Below are 18655 nucleotides of genomic sequence, written 5' to 3'. Positions count from 1 at the left end.
CCGACCTCGTGTGCGGCCCCTTACTTATGTCACGGTTTCGCATCCGTCAAATGGAATGCATGGCGCTATCCCAAGTGTTTACCAAGTCAAAAGTGGAACATTTGAATCCGCATCGCTTCTCTTACGTTGCGGGTAAGGATTCGGTAAGATCGCCACGGGAGGTTTGGATTTTACTCGCCGAAAATGTCAACAAGGTCCTGCTTGGACGCTCGGCGAACAACTGAATGCAATAAGTGTGCAAGTTGCAGCACGCCGGACTATATACGGGGGTAAGCCGGGGTTATGACAACGAAACTAACAATGGCATGCAATGGGTCGAGAGTGCTGAGCGACGGTGCAATTGTCACCCAGCGCCGGGCTTTTGGTGAGCTGAATGGTGAAGATTCTGACGGGCAGATCTTGCGGGACATCCTCGGTGGTGAACCGGACCAAGGTCTCCTGGACTTCACGGTCGACGCCGGCGGAAACTCTCGACTGTTGGCCGAATTCGCTCTCGGACTCGTCGAGGAAGGGCTGGTAAGGGAACGCGATGGCACGGTCCGTCTGACCGAACGTCGACTCCCTGACCGCGCTCTGGAATTCGTGAAGCGCCGCTTAAATGATCTTAGCATGAACTGTCAGCGCTTCTTGAAGGTTGCCGCGGTATTGGGTAGATCGTTCATGCTGGAGGACGTATCCAGGATGCTGGACAAGTCCTCGGCCAGTCTGCTCTCTTCCTTGGACGAGGCGATCGATGCGGGTTTCGTCGCCGCAGACGAACATCAACTCGTGTTCCAGAGCGATTTCCTCCTGATGGGGGTGATCGAGTCGATCCCCGCCCCCGTGCGTGGTGCATTGCAACGCGAGGCGAAGGGGCACTCCGGCAGGCGCGCCGAGTCTCATGATCGGCAGCTTCATGTGACGGGGACGCCCCTGTGGACGGCCGACCGTCCGGCCGCCCCGCCCTATGGGGTCGGAGCGGAGGCGGGTGAGGCGTACTCCAGGTCCCATGGCCTGATCATGGACGGAAAGGCGACGGCTGGAATACGCGCGGCGGAGCGCGTCATGGCCAGCACCGTGAGTTCGGCTCCCGCCCGGCTCGATGCGGAAGCTTCTGTGATCCTGGGATACTCCCTGCTCGGCATGGAAGAAGCGGAGAACCGCTCCGAGAGGATCTTGAGGGAGCGGGGAAGAGGGCGGGGTGATGTCGCCGCGCTGATGGCGCTGACGGCGCTCTCCAATGCCCGCTGGCGCGCCGGGGAGCTGGGTGAGGGTCTCAGCCTGGGGCGCGCCGCGGTGCGGTACAGCGACAGTGCTGACCCCCTCTGGCGCCTTCAGTTCCGGCTGGCTCTGGCCGGGAAGCTTGCGAACTTGCGGGAATTCGAGAAGGCCGAGGCGTTGATAAATGACGCGGAAGCCGGCCTGCGTGAACTGGGCACGCGGGTCTGGGACGCCGCGCCCGCGGCAATGCGCTCTCGCTTGTTCCTCCAGGCTGGACGGTTCGGCGACGCTCGCCGGCAGGCGGAGCTGGCGACCGCGGCGGTCGAGCGGGATGCCGTTCCCGTGCTCCGGCCCCTCGCGTACTCGGTGCTCAGTGCCGTCGCCCTCTACACGGGGGACTTGCCCAGGGCGACTGAGTACCTGGAGCGGGTGCAAAGCGAATTCGAGACGGATCAGGCCGTGCTCTACTCGCCGCAGTACGCCTGGACGGAAGTGCGTATCGCGGTGAAAAGGGAGGGTCCGAGGGCTGCTGTCGATCTGTTTTCCCGTAAGTACGGCTATCTGCCGACTCAGCGCGGTCTGTACATCGAGGACCCGGCTGCCGCTGCGTTCCTGGTCCGCCTTGCGCTGGACGTGGGTGACGCCGGCCTCAAGCGCAGTGTCCTCGACACAGTGGACGGACTCGCGGGGGACAATCCCGGAATTTCCGTGCTCAGCCTCGGTGCCATGCACGCGAACGCTGTGGCAAACGGAGATGCGGGGGGACTGTCGCGCGTGATCGCACAGTCGCCGGATCCGAACTCGGTCGCGCTGGCGACAGAGGAACTCGCCAAGCTCAAGGGTGCGAAGTCGCCCGTTCGCAGGCAGAATTCTGCCTGGCTTCCCGCGAATCCGTCGAGTCCCTCGAATCCTTCGGATCCTTCGAATCCTTCGCAGGGGATGTCCGAGGAGGCGTCATCGCTGGTGAATGCCGCTTGCTGGTCGGGTCTCTCCGACATGGAGCGGCGCATCTCGTGCCTCGTGAGCACGGGGATGACGAATCAACAGATTGCCAGGCGTGTCCACCTATCCGCTCACACGGTGAACTATCACCTCAGGAAGGTGTACAGGAAGCTGAATATCAACAGTCGATTGGAACTGGCGCGCGGAGCTGCGACCTATTCGAGTAGAGCTGCGATCTATTCGATCGAAGGGGAGTAGGTCACGGCCTCTCGGACGGCGGGGCGAGACGCGGCGTCTCTCGATTCGACTGTCCGGGGGGCCGTGGCGTAGGCGGGCGGAAGTCGGCCCCGGGCCGTCCGAGCGGGGGGTCCGCCGCATCACGAACCGGCGGACCTGCCAGCCTTCCACTCGATGGCACCGCAGGCCTTCGGGCTCCCGGCGTGGAGCGGGCGGGCTGGCCGGCGCGGCGCTCCGCGCCGGCCGCCGCAGCCGCGTCCGTGGCAACAACGTGAATCAGCAGGCGGATCCGGGTCGATGGGATGTGGTCGTGATGGGCGAGGGGCCGTGCACGATGAAGTGCTTGGTCAGCTCCACCCGGCTGTTGATGTGGAGCTTCGAGAACACGCGCCGGAGATGACTGTCCACGGTATGGGGTGACAGGAACAGCATGCTCGCCGCCTCTCTGTTGGTCTTGCCGTCGACGATCGCCCGCACGACGCGGAGCTCCGCACCAGTGAGGCTTTCCCATCCCGACTTTGGCCGGTCGGCACCCGGTTCACGCACTTCGTGCACGCCGAGGCGGCGCAGCTTCTTCTGTGCCCGGGCCATGTCGCGCTGCGCACCGGAATCCAGGTAGAGATCCATCGCGGACTCGAGGAGCCGAATGGTTCGGGTCCTGTTCCCCATGCTCCGCTCGACCTCTGCCGCGTCCTCGAGCGCGCTACCCGCCGCCAGCGGCCGGGCGTGCCGATAGAGCTCCACGGCACGGTGTAAGGCGACCATGTCGTTCCGCAGGACACCCTCCGCGTGTTCGGCGCAACCTGCCAGGGACTGCACGCCCGGGTTGCGGGAGGCGATGTGCCGGGCGAACTCGGCAGCCCGTTCGGCCTCGGTAGCCAATCCGGCCTGCTTGGCGAGCCGTACGAGCATGGCGGCCGCCGTCCGGGACTCGGTGAAGAGGAGCGGGTCGGGCGCCACCCGCCCCTCGATGTTGATCAGCGTCCGGACCATCGCCGCCGGACGCCCGCTCGCGGCGTGGAACAGTGCGAGCGCCCAGTCCAGACGACCCTTGTCGGCCACTCCCTCGCCTGTCACCAGCTGCTCGGTCACGCGCAACTGAGCTTCAGCGGTGGCGAGATCGCCGCGATGCATGCTGAGCCGGGCCAGAACGACTCGTGCGGGTACGGTGTCCTCCGGTGCCGACCGGTCCGCCAACCGAAGAGCGGCCTCGGCTTCGCCACGCGCTTCCTCGTGCCGGCCCGTCGCTGCCAGCAGCTCGGCGTGATGGCCGTACCAGAGCAACTCGGGCCAGGCCTCGTTGAACCGCTCAGCCTCCTGCTTGACGGCTTCGAGAACTGCCGTCGCCTCCTCGAACTGATCGGTGGCGCCGAGGGCGCGGACCAGCCACGTCCACAGCGGGCGCTCGCACGTGTCGCAGGTCGAACTAGCCGCAGGCCGCAGCCCCCATCCAGGGCCCCGACGGGACACGCCCGCCGGTACGGGGCCATTGGACCGGGCGGGTCGCGGAGTCGTCGCCGGATCGGCGATGCCGTCGGCGCCCTTCGTGATCTCCGCGAGCGCGCCGTGCAGCTCCGCACGATCCGACTCCCCGACGTCGTGCCGGCTCAGCGTTCGGCGGAGGAACTCCGCCGACAGGCTGGAGCGATCGGTGTCCCGCAACCCCTGACTCAATTGGAGCACCAGCTGTGCCTCGGCCGCCGCCGCGATACCGGGGCGCAGGGCGAGGTCCGCGAGGCGGACGGCTTCGGTGCCCCGCCCTGCCCCGGCAAGCAGACGCAGGGCTCCTGCGAGCCTTCTCGGTACTTCGTCGAACGCATCACCCAGGGCTGACAGGGCCCGAGCGGCCGTGCCGTAGCAAGCGCATTCGGCCGACTGCGGTGCTGGTGGGGCCGCGAGCATGACGATCGGCGGGGCCGGGACCCGCTCCGGCAGTTCGTGCTGGGCGCTCGCGACGCCGCCCACGGCGGGCTGCCGGTCCAGAACGGGCGAGGGCGGGTCCGCGGGTGGGGTCTGAGGATCCCCGTCGGCAGTCTCGGGAACGAGGGGCTCGTGCTCCTGGAACGCGCCGTGGGCAAGCGCCTCCTCGATCACCCCGTGACGGAACGCCAGCTCCGCCCCCTCCCTTCGCACCAGACCCACGCTCACGGCCCAGTCGACGCTCGAGGAGACATCGGGGGCCGACCCGCCGAGCGAGGCGGCCGCCTCCTCGGCCCTGAAGGTACGGCCGATCCGTCGGCCGGAAACGAGGAGACGCCGAACCGCGTGGGGCATCTCGCCCAACAGGCTGCTGACGGCGCGGACCACACCTTCGGGCAGACGGTCGGCCACCACCGAAGCCTTGCCGTCGACGATGACGACCTGTCCCGCTTGGACGAGCGCGTCGAGCAGGTTCTCGACCAGCCAGGGGTTACCGCCACAGCTGTCCACCCAGCCGAGCACGGACGCATCGGGTGCGGCACCGAGGATGCCGGCGGACAGCTCGGCCACCGCCTCCTGGTCCAGCGCGCTCAGGGGGAGTCTGACCGCCGCATGGTCGAGCAGCCAGCCGAGGGCGTGCTGGGCGAGCGACCGGGTGGGAACAGGACGATGTGCGAGGAGCCACAGCACGGGTGAGGAGGCGAGGGACTGCACGAGCCCCCGCAGGGCCAGACCACTGACATCGTCGATCCGCTGGGCATCGTCCAGAACGATCACGAGGGGGTGCCTGCGTGCCGCGCATTCGACCAGTTCGCCCACCCGGTCCATCAGCCAGAACGGATTTCTGTCCGGGCGAACCAGATCGTCGAAGTCGGCCTCACCGGACATCACGTGCCGCAACAGGTTGATCAGCAAGTGGATGGGGACAGGCTGATCGGATCCGCTTGCCTGCCCGGCGACCACGGTCAGGCCTCGTTCCGCCCCCTCCATGGTTGCGGCCTTCAGCAGGTGAGTCTTTCCTATACCGAACGGCCCCTCCACTATGACGCAGCCGCCGGAACCTTGTGATACGGCATCCAAATGGCTGACCAGCGTCGACAGTACGTGTTCACGCCCTATCAATGGATTCATGTTTACCCCCGTGTTGCCCTGAACATCATCCGAGCAGACTGCTCCCTGTGTCACGCCATGACACTTTGCTTGGATCCAATAATCTCCGGTGTTCGGAGGGCTGGAATATGCAGTCCAGTCAGTCTCTCATTCAGTGGGCGTAGGACCATCCGCTCGGCTAAGTGGGTCTTGAGTAGCGCACGCGACCTGCACCACTCGGTCACTACTTGCGTGAGTAGTGGGCAGGTTGACGGCCCGTGGTTAGTGTTGAAGCGTGTTGATCACGTGTGGGGCGGCATAGAGGCGTGGATGAGCCGTTTCGTAAACCAGCTGGGCCGACGCCCATTTTGGCAGGGCTTGCAGCCTGTGCTCGAAATGACGTGATCTCGGTAATTCATGGGACTGCGAGATTGAATATACGCGTGGTCGCCCCCTCGGCCGGGAGAGGAGGTCGGGGACCTGGATCAACTCGACCTGATCACCAAGGCGAGCGGGGACGGGCGGATCGATGTGGAAGGGCAGATCGAGCACCGTACCGACCGGGCTCTGGTCGTACTCGATGCCAGCCGTGCCACCACCCCGGCACGGCAAAGGACCAGCTCGCCGCCTCGGACGGGCCCACGGCAAGGCCGTCCCGCTCGGTGAGCACGCCGACGCCGACGGAGCGCCGGCACTGGCGATTCCAGTGCCGCGACTGCCGGTCACGGCGACCGCCAGATGGTTCCGGGACGGGCCCGCGCTTTCACGAAATCAGCTTCTCGCTCGGCGGGAACCCATTGGAGGATGCATGTCCGGCACTTCTGCGTCGACGGAACTCTATTCGATCCTTGAGGAATCAGCTCGGCTCCTGGACGTAGCCTGCTCGCCCGACAAGGTCTGGCCCATCCTGAACACGTACGGGGAGACCTTCGCGCACGACTCGACCGTGGTCGCTTTCAGGGTGGCGACCGGTGTGCGTCACGTAGGCGAGCTCGACTGCCGCTTCACGACGTATCCGAAGAAGCAGGACCCGTACGCCCTCGCTCTGTCGAACGGCCTCGTGGCCGGGACGGATCACCCGGTCGGGGCCCTGCTCTCCGAGATGCAGGCACGGTTGCCCATCGACAGTCACGCCATCGACATCGGTGTCGTAGGCGGGTTCAAGAAAATCTACGCGTTTTTCACCCCGGATGACCTGCAGCAGCTGTCCAAGTTCGTGGAATTGCCTTCCATGCCGCGCAGCCTGGCCGACAACGGTGAGTTCTTCACCCGCCACGGACTGGACGACAAAGTCGGTGTGATCGGGATCGACTACCAGAACAGAACGGTGAACGTATATTTCAACGACGTGCCCGCCGAGTGCCTTGAGTCGAACGCGATCGCGTCGATGCTCCACGAACTGGGATTCGCGGAGCCGAGCGAGCAGATGCTCAAGCTCGGGCAGGAGGCATTCGGTCTCTATGTCACGCTGAGCTGGGATTCGTCGAAGATCGAGCGGATCTGCTTCGCGGTGACGACGACGGACCTGGAGGCCCTTCCCGTCCAGATCGAACCGGAAATCGACAAGTTCGTGAGCGGTGTTCCCTACGGTGGCGCCGACCGCAAGTTCGTCTATGGTGTCGCGCTGGCGCCCGAGGGGGAGTACTACAAGCTCGAGTCGCACTACAAGTGGGCGGCCGGGACCATGGACTTCATCTAACCCCATCCGGCCCAACCGAAGATCACGGCGATCGGTTGAGCCTCACATACGGTCAGCGGACCCGGACCCCCGCCGGGTCCGCTGACTGCTTCTCAATTCTTTCGGGGCACCACCAGGCCGGACTCGTAGGCGAAGACCACCAGTTGGGCGCGATCACGGGCGTGGAGCTTCATCATGGCCCGGTTGATGTGGGTCTTCGCCGTCAGCGGGCTGATCACCATGCGGCCGGAGATCTCGTCGTTGGACAGGCCCTGCGCGGCCAGGGCGACGGCCTCGCGTTCGCGGTTGGTCAGCTCCTCCAACCCTTCGGCGACTTCCGCTCCGAGCGGCTTGGCGACGTACTGGCTGATCAGCATTCTGGTGATCGACGGCGCGAGCAGGGCGTCGCCGCGCGCGGCGACCCGTACGGAGTGCAGGAAATCATCGGGCTCGACGTCCTTGACGAGGAACCCCGCGGCGCCGGCGCGGAGTGCGTTGAACACGTACTCGTCGAGGCCGTAGTTGGTCAGGATGACCACGTGCACCCCGGCCAAGGAGGGGTCCGCAGCGATCTGACGGGTCGTCTCGATGCCGTCCATCACCGGCATTTGGATGTCGACGAGTGCGATGTCGGGCAGGTGTTGCCTGGCCAGGGCCAGCCCCTCCTTGCCGTGGCCGGCCTCCGCCACCACCTCGATGTCGTCCTCGGCGTCGAGAAGCGCGCGGAACCCGCTGCGGAGCAGCGGCTGGTCGTCGATCAGCAGCACACGAATCATGAGATGCGCGCCACCGGCAGTTCGGCCAGGACCGAGAAGCCGCCCCCGGAGCGTGGTTCCGCCCGCAGGCGGCCGCCCAGGGCCGTGACGCGTTCCTGCATCCCCGACAGTCCGACGCCCGGCACCGGGACGGAGCCCGCCTTGGCCGTACCGTCGTCGTCGATCCGAATGGCGAGGGAGTCCGGAAGGTAGTCGATCCGGATCGACGCGGTGGCGGAGGCGGCGTGGCGCGCGACGTTGGTGAGGGACTCCTGGACGATCCGGTACGCGGTCCGGTCGACGGCGTCCGACACGTCCGGACGCTGCCCCTCGATCGTCAGCGTTGTCGTCAGGCCGATCCCATGGGCGCGTTGGACCAGTTCGGGGACGTGGTCGAGTCCGTACGACGGGGACTTGGTGTCGTCCCGCAGTGTTTCCAGGGTGGCCCGCAACTCCCTCGTCGCCTCACGGCCGGCCACCTGGATGGCGAGCAGGGACTCGGGCACCTGCTCGCCACGTTTCCTCGCCAGATGGACGGCGACCTCGGCCTGCACCTTGACGATCGAGATCTGGTGGGTGAGCGAATCGTGCAACTCCCGGGCGATGTGCAGCCGTTCCTGCGTCGCCCGTAGCCGCGCGGTCTCCTCACGGGTGCGCTCGGCTTCGTCCGCCCGCCGCTCGGCCTGCCGCAGCGCCTCGCCCGCGGCGGCGGCAGCGACCAGCCAGGCCAGCTGGAGGACCCCGCGCGCCTGCGCGTACGCGTCCCCTACGGGCACGCCCGCGGGGGAGGCCATGACCGCGTAGGGCAGGCCGAGCAGCAGCACCACGGACACCACCGCGGTGGCGAGGCGGTGCCCCGACCGCACGGTGGCGTACACCGCGAACAGGTAGGCCACGGCGGGGACTTCGAAGCCGGCCGCGTTGTAGCCCACCACGCACAGAGCCGTGACGACCAGGACGGGTACCGGGGTCCGGCGGCCGGCGGCCAGGGAGAGGCCGCTCGTCACCACCAGCGCGTAGCCGAGCAGGTCGAGGTTGGTGGTGACGTGATCCTCGGACAGCGAGGTGAACAGCAGCACCGCCGCCACGCCGAACGCGATCACCCAGTCCCTGACCTGGGCCCAGATGCGGGACAGTTGTGTGCTCATAGGCGCACCCTAACCGGATCTTGTCCCGGGCGAGTCCCTCTGATGGAGGAGCGTCAACTACCGCCCGCACAGTACGTTCAGGCCGCCTTCCGGTCAGGGGACGTGCCATGGCTGTCCTACCGGTGACGTGCTCCCGCGGGCGCCCCGGGAGCAAGGGCACTCCCCGCCTCGTCCAGCAATGAGCTGAGGAGCTCGCCGAGGATCCGCGGTCCGTGCTGGGTGAGGACGGATTCGAGATGGAACTGCACGGATCGGAAGCCCGATCCCCGCAGGGCGTGCACTTCGCCGGTCCGAGGATTCCGGCTGATCTCCACGGGCTTGCGATGTGCGGTGCCGGGAAGGGAATCGTGCGGGGCGCGAGCGGCGTAGGTGTTGTAGAACCCGACGAGTTCGTCCCGGTCGAAGAGGTGCACCAGTTTCTGGACGCCCTGGTTGGGCACCAGACGCCGTACGAGTTCGAGCCCGAGCTCGGTGGCGAGTATTTGATGGCCCAAGCAGATCGACAGGAACGGAACACCGCCGCCGAGCAGCTCGCGCGTGAGCGCGCGGAGCGTGCCGATGCGCGGGTCCTGAGCGTTCCGGGGATCGCCGGGGCCGGGGCCGACGATGACGAGGTCGAACTCCTCCGGAGACACGGGGCTGTCGAATCGAGTGAGGGTGGTCCGCAGCCCGAGCGCTCGCAATTGATGGCCGAGCATCCCCATGAAGGTGTCCTCGTTGTCGACGATCAGCACGTGGCGCCCGTCCAGCGCCGGGTGTGATGTGGTCCGGTGCGCACCGTCGAGCCAGAAGCGCGAAAGCGTGCCGTTGCGGGACCTCAGCGCCCGGCGAACCCGAGGATCGGCGGCCGGTGACGCCCGCACACCCACCGGGGTCGCCGCGCCGCCCGGGCCGGCGCCGGCGGCCTGCGGTGTGAGGCCGAGCGCCTGGAGCACACCCGCAGCCTTGGCCCGGGTCTCGGACACTTCCGAGTCGGGGTCGGAGTCACGGACGAGGGTGGCGCCGACGCCCAGGCGCAGCCGGCCGTCGTCGGCCACCTCCGCGGTCCGGATCATGATCGCCGAGTCGAGCGTACGGCCTCCCCCGGCATCGCGGCCGATCAGCGCGAGGACGCCGCCGTAGTAGCCACGGCCCGTCGTTTCGTGACGGCGGATGACCCTGAAGGCATTTTCGAGCGGACTGCCGGTGACGGCCGGTGAGAGCAGGGTCTCGCGCAGCACGTCGCGCACGTCGAGATCGCTGTGCCCGGTCAGCACGTATTCGGAGTGGGTGAGGCGCGCCATTTCCTTGAGGAACGGACCGTGAACCCTGCCGCCCGAGGTGCACATGCGCGCCATCATTTTCAGTTCCTCATCGACGACCATGTAGAGCTCGTTTGCCTCTTTGGGGTCGTTCAGGAACTCAAGGATCCCGGAAATGTCCGGGCCGGTCGAGGGGTGCCGGTAGGTCCCGCTGATGGGGTTCATGGAGACGGTGTGATCGGCCACGCTGACATGCCGTTCCGGCGACGCACCGATGAACGTCTCCGCCCCGGTGTGGAACAGGAACGTCCAGTACGATCCGAGCTCGCCGGTCAGGAGCCGCCGGAAGATGGCGAGCGCCGTGCGCAGCGAGTAGTCGTCCAGCCGTGCGCCGAAGGAGCGCCGGATGACGAAGTTGGACCCGGCGCCCTGCCCGATCTCGTCACGCAACACCCGCTCGACGATCGCCGCGTAGTCCTCGTCACTGATGTCGAATCCGGCCTCGGACACGCCCACGTTCAGCTCGGGCAGGCCTTCGACGGCCTGACTGTGGCTGAGCTCGGCCTGCTCGTGGATGCGCATGGCGAGCAGGGGTGCGTGATCATCGAGGCAGTCGAAGCCGCGTTCGGTGACCTGACGGTACGGAACCGCGACGAGAAGGTCGTGCTGCGCGCCGCCCGCCGTGTCGTCGGGCAGCGGTAGTTCGGCGAGGCCGCGCACCTCGCAGACCTCACCGGTCAGGACCTCCACGCGAGCGTTCTGCGTTGAGCCGGGCCGGTAGAGCAGGGCGAAGGCGCGGCCGTCCTCGCCGAGGCCGGCCAGGACATCCGGGGGGCCGGCCATGCTCGAATCCGTCCCATACATATCGCTCCCCTTTGCGTGAGATCAGATTACCCCTCTCGATATTGAGGGTCCAAAAGGTGTTGCACCATCACGTGAAGCCGCCATCACGTGTTTCAGGTAACGGCTCTCCCGTATGGCGTGAACAACTGAACAAGGTCGCACTACTCGGGTGGGTAGTGGGCTGGGTGCTTCACCGTGATTAGTGTCGTGGCATGCCAGTTCGACGAGAGCGGTGAATACGACTGTGGATGTGCTGGTCCAAAAATATGGCGGTACCTCTTTGCAGACGCTTGACCGCGTTCGTCACGCCGCCCTCCGTATCGCGGAGGCGCGTCGGAGCGGATCGTCCGTGGCCGTGGTCGTCTCCGCACGCGGCGGCAGAACCGATGAGCTGCTGCGACTCGCGGCCGACATCGGTACGACGTCCCCGTCGCGGGAACTGGATCAGTTGCTGGCCGTCGGTGAACAGGAGTCGGCGGCGCTGATGGCCCTCACCCTGAACGGGCTGGGGGTGCCGGCGATCTCACTGACCGGCCATCAGGCCGGGATCGAGACCACCGACCGGCACGGCGACGCGCTCATCTCGAGGATCGGGGCGGGACGCGTTCTGGAGGCCCTGGAAGGCGGCAAGGTCGCCGTGGTCACAGGATTCCAAGGGGTCGGCCAGACCGGGGACACCGCCACGCTGGGGCGTGGCGGCTCCGACACGAGCGCGGTCGCGCTGGCAGCTCGACTTCGTGCTTCGGCCTGCGAGATCCATACCGACGTGGACGGCGTTTTCAGCGCCGACCCCCGCATCCTGCCCGCGGCGCGATGCCTGCCGTGGGTTCACCCCGGCGTGATGGCGGAGATGGCTTTCGCGGGCGCGAAGGTCCTGCACACCCGTTGCATCGAACTGGCCGCCATGGAAGGAGTGGAAGTGCGCGTTCGGAACGCCTCGACGCAGGCGCCCGGAACCATCGTCGCCGACCGGCAGGACGACCGGTCGCTGGAGACGCGACGGGTTGTCGTGGCAGTGACCCACGACACCGATGTCGCGCGTGTGCTGGTGCACTGCCGGGACAGCCGTCGGGACCTGGCTCCCGACGTGTTCGAGGTACTGGCCGCACAGGGGGCGGTCGTGGACCTGGTGGCCAGGTCCGGTCCACACGAAACCGAGTTCCGCATGGGATTCACGATCCGGCGCAGCCAGACCGACTCCGTCCGGGCCGCGCTGCACGCGGTGACCGTCTCCTACGGCGGTGGCGTGCACTTCGATGAGAACGTCGGCAAGGTCTCGGTGGTCGGCATGGGCCTGCTCAGCCGTCCCGAGTACACGGCCCGGCTCATGGCGGCACTGGCCGCGGCGGGGATTCCGACGAGTTGGATCTCCACATCCCAGATGAGGCTCTCCGTGATCGTGCCGCAGGAACGCACCGTCGATGCGGTCGAGGCCCTGCACCGTGAATTCCACCTCGACCGGGACATGCCGATGGACGCCGCGTCAGCGACCTCCGGCCGTTCCGCCACCGTTTGAGAGGCAGGACACCCAGTGGTTGTACACAATGCTTCGTTCGCTCGAAGTCTCCGCTTGCGACGCCTGTTCCGGCATGGCGACGGGCGCCTGCTCGTCGTTCCGCTGGACCATTCCGTCACCGACGGACCGCTGCGGCCGGGCGACCTGGATTCACTGGTCGGCGAGCTCGCCGGCACGGGCGTCGACGCCGTGGTGCTGCACAAGGGCAGTCTCCGCCACGTCGACCCCACCTGGTTCGGCGACATGTCGCTGATCCTGCACCTGAACGCGAGCACCCGGCACGCCCCCGATCCGGACGCGAAGTACCTCGTCGCCCACGTCGAGGAGGCACTGCGGCTGGGCGCCGACGCGGTCAGCGTCCACGTCAACATGGGGTCGCGGCACGAGGCCCGCCAGATCGCCGATCTGGCGGCCGTGGCGGAGGAGTGCGACCGCTGGAACGTTCCGCTGCTCGCCATGGTGTACGCCCGCGGACCGCAGATCAGCGACTCCCACGCGCCCGAACTGGTGGCGCACGCGGCGACGCTGGCCGCTGACCTCGGCGCGGACATCGTCAAGACCGACTACGCGGGCACACCCGAACAGATGGCGGACGTGGTACGGGCCTGCCCGATCCCGGTCATCGTCGCCGGCGGTGCGCGGTCGGCCGACCCCGGAGCCGTCCAGGCCTACGTGTCCGACGTACTGCGGGGCGGTGCGGCGGGCGTGGCCATGGGACGCAACGTCTTCCAGGCCGAGCGGCCCGGCTGGATGGCCACCACCATCGCACGGCTGGTGCACGAACTGCCGCGCGTCCCGGATCGGGACGGTGTGAACGACCGCCTTGCCCTTTTGTCGTGAAATTCCCTTGCCTTCTGCTGAGGAGAAACCCGTGAAGCTGTGCTGGCTGGACATCCGTAACGTCAACGGAGCCAAGGAAGCCATCGTCGAAGAAGCCATCCACCAGCGGGTGGACGCCATTGTGGCGGCCGATCCGGCCGACCTGGAGCTGCTGCCCCCGACGGTGAAGAAGGTGCTGTTTCCGCTGAACCAGCCGCTGCCGGAGAAGCTGGACGCCGTTGACCTGGTCATAGTCGACCCGGCTCGTCACGGAGAGCCCGCCGAGCTGGCGCAGCTGTACCCCGATGTGGAGTTCGGCCGGTACGTGGAGATCAAGGATGCCGACAGCCTGGAGGACGCCTGCCGGGCGGCGCGGCTCGACAAGTGGAGCCTGCTGTACTTCCGGGACCCCACCAAGATCCCGCTGGAGATCGTGCTGGCCGCCGCGGCCGGGTCCGACGGCAGCATCATCACGCAGGTTGCCGATGTGGAGGAGGGTGAGATCGTCTTCGGCGTCCTCGAACACGGCTCCGACGGCGTGATGCTCGCTCCCCGTGTCCCGGGCGACGCCACGGAGCTGAAGGCTGCCGCGGTCAGCAAGGCGGCGGACCTGTCGCTGGTGGAGCTCGAGATCACGGGGATCCGGCGCGCGGGAATGGGCGAGCGGGCCTGCGTCGACACTTGCACGAACTTCGGTCTCGACGAGGGCATCCTCGTCGGCTCGCACTCCACGGGCATGATCCTCTCCTGCAGCGAGACCCACCCCCTCCCGTACATGCCGACCCGGCCGTTCCGGGTCAACGCCGGCGCCCTGCACTCGTACACGATGTCGGCCAACGGGCGTACCAACTACCTCAGCGAGCTCGTTTCCGGCGGTCGCGTGCTCGCCGTCGACTCCAAGGGGAAGTCGCGGGTCGTCACCGTGGGCCGGGTCAAGATCGAGACGCGGCCGCTGCTCGCGATCGACGCGGTCTCGCCCTCGGGGGTGACGGTCAACCTCATCGTTCAGGACGACTGGCACGTGCGGATCCTCGGTCCCGGCGGTTCGGTGCTGAACGTCACGGAGCTGACGCCGGGCACGAAGGTGCTCGGCTACCTGCCGGTCGAGAAGCGCCACGTCGGCTACCCGATCGACGAGTTCTGCATCGAGAAGTGAGCGACGCCCCCACCGGGGAACGGGCGGCGGCCGCGTCGACCGCACCGCCCGTCCTGGATTTCCACGTACGTCTGGCCCCCCGCCCGGGGGCCCGTGAGCGGCTCCTGTCGACCCTCGACGACTGCGGGCTGGAACGGGCGGTGGTGTGCGCGGGCGGCACGATCGACCTGGACCGCCTGTCCCGCCAGCTCATTCAGGGTGGGTACGTCGAGACCGACGCCGACAACGACGCGGTGCTGGAAGCCTGTTCGGGATCCGGCGGGCGCTTGGTGCCGTTCTACTTCGCCAATCCGCACCGTCCGCCCACGCTGTACCGGGACAGGGCGGGGGAGTTCCGCGGCCTGGAGATCTCGCCGGCGGTGCACGGCGTCGGCCTGTCGGATCCCCGAATCGCCGAACTCATGTCAGTCGCGGCAGAGTTCGGCCACCCGGTGTACGTCGTGTGCCTGGACCGCCGTGGTGCGGGCGTGGCCGACCTCGTCGATCTCGCCCGCCGCTTCCCGCAGGTGAACTTCGTTCTCGGGCACAGCGGCATCGGCAACATCGACTTCTACGCGCTCACCCTGATCCAGGACGACCTCAACATCCTGCTGGAGACCTCCGGCGGTTACACCTGCGTGGCCGAGGCGGCACTGAACCGCCTCGGCGCGGGACGGGTGCTGTTCGGATCCGAGTACCCGCTCCAGCACCCGTCCGTGGAGCTGGCCAAGTTCCAGGCGCTGCGCATACCCGCCGATCAGTGGCGTCAGGTGGCCTGGGGCAACGCGATCCGATTACTGGGAGAGGAAAAGTGGTGAATCAACCAAGCTCGAACCTGCCGCAGCTGGGCGAGTGGAGCGGGCCGGAGGAGTTGCTTCTCCTTCAGGAGAAACAACTGCAGCAGACCGTCGCCTGGGCGGCCCGCTCGCCGTTCTACCGCGAGCGACTGGACGCGGCGGCCCTGCCGACGACCATCGCCGACCTGGCCGCCCTGCCGCTCACCACGAAGCAGGACCTGCGGGACAACTATCCCTTCGGGATGCTCGCCGTCCCCAAGGCCCGGCTGGCCACTTACCACGAGTCGAGCGGGACCGCGGGCAATCCCACGCCCTCCTACTACACGGCGGAGGACTGGGTCGACCTGGCGGAGCGCTTCGCCCGCAAGTGGATCGGCATGTCCGCCGAGGACGTCTTCCTGGTGCGCACACCGTACGCACTGCTGCTGACGGGCCATCTCGCTCACGCCGCCGCCCGGCTGCACGGGGCCACCGTGGTCCCCGGCGACAACCGGTCGCTGGCCATGCCGTACGCCCGTGTGGAACGGGTCATGCACGACCTCGACGTCACGCTGACCTGGTCGGTGCCGACCGAATGCCTCATCTGGGCCGCCGCGGCGACCGCTGCCGGCCACCGGCCCGGCACTGACTTCCCGGCACTGCGCGCGCTGTTCGTCGGAGGCGAGCCCCTCACCCCCGCGCGACGGAGCCGGATCAGCCGGCTGTGGGGGGTGCCGGTGATCGAGGAGTACGGCTCCACGGAGACCGGCAGCCTCGCCGGGGAGTGCCCGAACGGCCGTCTGCACCTGTGGGCCGACCGGGCGCTGTTCGAGGTGTACGACCCGCGAACCGGCACCGTCCGGGCGGACGGCGAGGGCCGGCTCGTGGTGACGCCGCTGTTCCGCGAGGCGATGCCCCTGCTGCGCTACAACCTCGAGGACGACGTGTCGGTCTCCTACGACGACTGCGCGTGCGGCTGGAACCTGCCCACCGTCAAGGTGCTCGGCAGAGCGGCCTTCGGCTACCGGGTGGGCTCCCGGAGCATCACCCAGTACGGGCTGGAGGAACTCGTGTTCACCCTCCCGGACTCGTACGAGGTGCTGTTCTGGCGCGCTAGGGCGGAACCGACGGTCCTGCGCATCGAGATCGAGGTGCCCGAGGAGCACCGGGCGGCCGCCGCAGCGGAGTTGGCCGCCTTGGTGCGGGCCGAGTTCGGCGTCGAAACCGAGGTCGTCGGACTGGCCCCCGGGACCCTGATCCCGCACGACGCGCTGACCAGCATGCCCGACGTGGTCAAGCCCCGCAGCCTGTTCGGTCCCGACGAGGACTGGGGCAAAGCGCTCCTCTACTACTGATGGGTTCGATATGCCGCACATGAGGGTCGTCGTGGCCGGGGCCGGAATCGCCGGCCTCGCCCTCGCCGCAGCCCTTCGCCGGGCCGGGATCGACTGCCACCTCTACGAGCAGACGGAGCGCCTGGCGGAGGTGGGGGCAGGAATCCAACTGGCCCCCAACGCCACGCGGCTGCTGCGCCGGCTGGGCCTGCGCGATCGGCTGCGCGACCTCGCGGTCACCCCGCAGGCGATCGAGATGCGCCGTTGGGACAGCGGCACGCTGCTGCAACGGACTTCGCTGGGGGACTCGTGCCAACGGCGGTTCGGGGCTCCCTACTACACCGTGCACCGTGCTGACCTGCACGGCGCTCTGCTCTCGCTCGTCCCGTCCGACCGGGTGCACCTCGGTGCCCGTTGCGTCGGCGTGACGCAGCAATCGGACGAGGCGCTGCTGCACCTGTCCGACGGTACGACGGTCGAGGCGGACCTGATCGTAGGAGCCGACGGCATCCACTCCGTCGCGCGCGAGCAGATCGTGGCCGACCGGCCGCGGTACTCGGGGCAGACCATCTACCGGGGCCTGGTTCCGGCGGAACGGGTGCCCCATCTGCTCACCGAGCCACGCGTGCGGTTGTGGTTCGGACCGGACCAGCACGTCGTCTGCTATCCGGTGTCGGCCGGCCGCCAGGTCAGTTTCGGCGCCACCCTCCCCGCCACGGACTGGCGGGAGGAGTCCTGGGCGGCGCGGGGCGAGGTCACCGAGCTCGCAGCCGCGTACGCGGGCTGGCACCCGGACGTCACGCACCTCATCGGGGCGGCGCAGACCGTCAGCCGATGGGCGCTTCACGACCGCGAGAGCATGGACCGGCTCAGCGCAGGACGCGTGACCGTGATCGGTGACGCCGCGCATCCGATGCTGCCCTTCCAGGCGCAGGGCGCGAACCAGGCGATCGAAGACGCGGTCGTGCTCGCGGCCTGCCTGGCCGTCGCGGGCCCCGACCGGCTGACCGCGGCATTGCGCCGCTACGAGCGCATCCGCCTTCCCCGCACCACCCGCATCCAGCAGCAGTCCCGCGACAACGCCAAGACCTTCCACTTGGAGGACGGAGGAGCGCAGCGTCACCGCGACTCTGCCGCGCAGACCGCGTCGGGTCTCGACAGGCACGAGTGGCTGTTCGGGTACGACGCCGAGCAAGCCGTCACGAGCAGCAGGAGCGCTTGATGGAACTGACCGGAATCGACTCGACGGTCGCACTGGTCACCGGTGCCGCCCAGGGCATCGGAGCCGCCGTGGCGTCCACTTTGGCCGGCGCGGGAGCGCACGTCGCCGTTGTGGACCGCAACGTCGAGGCGCTCGGAACCGTTGTGGAGAAACTCCGGGCCGGGGGCGGGTCGGCCCACGGCTATCTCGTCGACGTGTGCCACAGCGACGCGGTGGAGGCCCTCGTACGGGACATCGAGGACGAGCTGGGACCCATCGGGATCCTCGTCAACTCGGCCGGCGTCCTGCACACCGGCAGGGTGGTCGACCTGTCGGACCAGCAGTGGCAGGAGACCTTCTCCGTCAATGCGGGGGGCGTGTTCCATGTGTCCCGCGCCGTGGCCCAGCGGATGCTCCGCCGCCGCCGTGGTGCGATCGTGACGGTGGCGTCCAACGCCGCGGGCGTGCCGCGCACGGAGATGGCCGCGTACGCCGCTTCGAAGGCCGCGGCCGCCCAGTTCACCCGATGCCTGGGGCTGGAGCTCTCCGACCACGGCATCCGGTGCAACGTCGTCTCGCCGGGATCGACCGACACACCCATGCTCCGCTCGATGCTCGGTGAGGACACCGAGGCGAGAGGAGTGATCGAGGGCTCGCCGGCCGCGTACCGCGTCGGCATTCCGCTGGGGAAGCTGGCCCGGCCGCAGGACGTGGCCGAGGCGGTCGCGTACCTCGTGTCCGACCAAGCGGGTCACATCACGATGCAGGACTTGTACGTGGACGGCGGCGCAGCGCTGCATGCGTGAGGCCATCGGACGAAA

At 67.9% G+C, this 18655-nt stretch carries 13 protein-coding genes; 9 read left to right on the top strand and 4 right to left on the bottom strand.

What is annotated here, in order from left to right; translation table 11 throughout:
* Positions 1-321: 321 nt before the first annotated feature.
* Complete coding sequence (locus ACIQV3_RS25760; protein ID WP_403715601.1) at positions 322-2400, top strand: LuxR C-terminal-related transcriptional regulator; 2079 nt, start codon at positions 322-324, stop codon at positions 2398-2400.
* Positions 2401-2655: 255 nt separating this feature from the next.
* Here the strand turns inward: ACIQV3_RS25760 and ACIQV3_RS25755 are convergent, their stop codons facing one another.
* Positions 2656-5430 carry a BREX system ATP-binding domain-containing protein gene (locus ACIQV3_RS25755; RefSeq protein ID WP_403715598.1) on the bottom strand — a complete coding sequence of 925 codons (2775 nt, stop codon included), beginning with the start codon at positions 5428-5430 and terminating at the stop codon, positions 2656-2658.
* 766 nt (positions 5431-6196) lie between these two features.
* On the opposite strand from ACIQV3_RS25755, the gene ACIQV3_RS25750 reads away from it, so the two are divergent.
* Complete coding sequence (locus ACIQV3_RS25750; protein WP_403715596.1) at positions 6197-7087, top strand: aromatic prenyltransferase; 891 nt, start codon at positions 6197-6199, stop codon at positions 7085-7087.
* Positions 7088-7179: 92 nt separating this feature from the next.
* On the opposite strand, the gene ACIQV3_RS25745 is transcribed toward ACIQV3_RS25750, so the two are convergent.
* From ACIQV3_RS25745 to ACIQV3_RS25735, 3 genes are all read right to left on the bottom strand, one after another.
* Complete coding sequence (locus ACIQV3_RS25745) at positions 7180-7842, bottom strand: response regulator (RefSeq protein WP_403715594.1); 663 nt, start codon at positions 7840-7842, stop codon at positions 7180-7182.
* Positions 7839-8969 carry a sensor histidine kinase gene (locus tag ACIQV3_RS25740; RefSeq protein ID WP_403715592.1) on the bottom strand — a complete coding sequence of 377 codons (1131 nt, stop codon included), beginning with the start codon at positions 8967-8969 and terminating at the stop codon, positions 7839-7841. Before ACIQV3_RS25740 ends, ACIQV3_RS25745 begins: the two co-directional genes overlap by 4 nt.
* Positions 8970-9085: 116 nt before the next feature.
* Positions 9086-11053 (bottom strand): anthranilate synthase family protein, encoded by a 1968-nt coding sequence (locus ACIQV3_RS25735; protein ID WP_403715588.1) that lies wholly within the window; start codon positions 11051-11053, stop codon positions 9086-9088.
* 244 nt (positions 11054-11297) lie between these two features.
* On the opposite strand from ACIQV3_RS25735, the gene ACIQV3_RS25730 reads away from it, so the two are divergent.
* The 7 genes from ACIQV3_RS25730 to ACIQV3_RS25700 are packed head-to-tail and all read left to right on the top strand — an operon-like array spanning position 11298 to position 18640.
* Positions 11298-12569: an aspartate kinase gene (locus tag ACIQV3_RS25730; RefSeq protein ID WP_403715586.1), complete on the top strand. Its 1272-nt coding sequence runs from the start codon at positions 11298-11300 to the stop codon at positions 12567-12569.
* A 15-nt stretch (positions 12570-12584) separates the two neighbouring features.
* Positions 12585-13409: a 2-amino-3,7-dideoxy-D-threo-hept-6-ulosonate synthase gene (locus ACIQV3_RS25725; RefSeq protein WP_403715583.1), complete on the top strand. Its 825-nt coding sequence runs from the start codon at positions 12585-12587 to the stop codon at positions 13407-13409.
* 31 nt (positions 13410-13440) lie between these two features.
* Positions 13441-14544, top strand: coding sequence for a 3-dehydroquinate synthase II family protein (locus ACIQV3_RS25720; protein ID WP_403715581.1), 1104 nt, complete (start codon positions 13441-13443; stop codon positions 14542-14544).
* Positions 14541-15341, top strand: a complete 801-nt coding sequence (locus tag ACIQV3_RS25715) for an amidohydrolase family protein (RefSeq protein WP_403715579.1) — start codon at positions 14541-14543, stop codon at positions 15339-15341. Before ACIQV3_RS25720 ends, ACIQV3_RS25715 begins: the two co-directional genes overlap by 4 nt.
* Positions 15338-16654 carry a phenylacetate--CoA ligase family protein gene (locus ACIQV3_RS25710; RefSeq protein WP_403715576.1) on the top strand — a complete coding sequence of 439 codons (1317 nt, stop codon included), beginning with the start codon at positions 15338-15340 and terminating at the stop codon, positions 16652-16654. The genes ACIQV3_RS25715 and ACIQV3_RS25710 overlap by 4 nt, the downstream gene beginning before the upstream one ends.
* A 10-nt stretch (positions 16655-16664) precedes the next feature.
* Positions 16665-17855 (top strand): FAD-dependent monooxygenase, encoded by a 1191-nt coding sequence (locus ACIQV3_RS25705; protein WP_403715574.1) that lies wholly within the window; start codon positions 16665-16667, stop codon positions 17853-17855.
* Complete coding sequence (locus ACIQV3_RS25700) at positions 17855-18640, top strand: 2,3-dihydro-2,3-dihydroxybenzoate dehydrogenase (protein WP_403715572.1); 786 nt, start codon at positions 17855-17857, stop codon at positions 18638-18640. The genes ACIQV3_RS25705 and ACIQV3_RS25700 overlap by 1 nt, the downstream gene beginning before the upstream one ends.
* Positions 18641-18655: the final 15 nt, after the last annotated feature.

Origin of the sequence: Streptomyces sp. NPDC099050, from assembly GCF_044759865.1 — a bacterium.
Taxonomy (GTDB): domain Bacteria; phylum Actinomycetota; class Actinomycetes; order Streptomycetales; family Streptomycetaceae; genus Streptomyces.
This window is presented reverse-complemented; position numbering and strand designations above follow the sequence as displayed.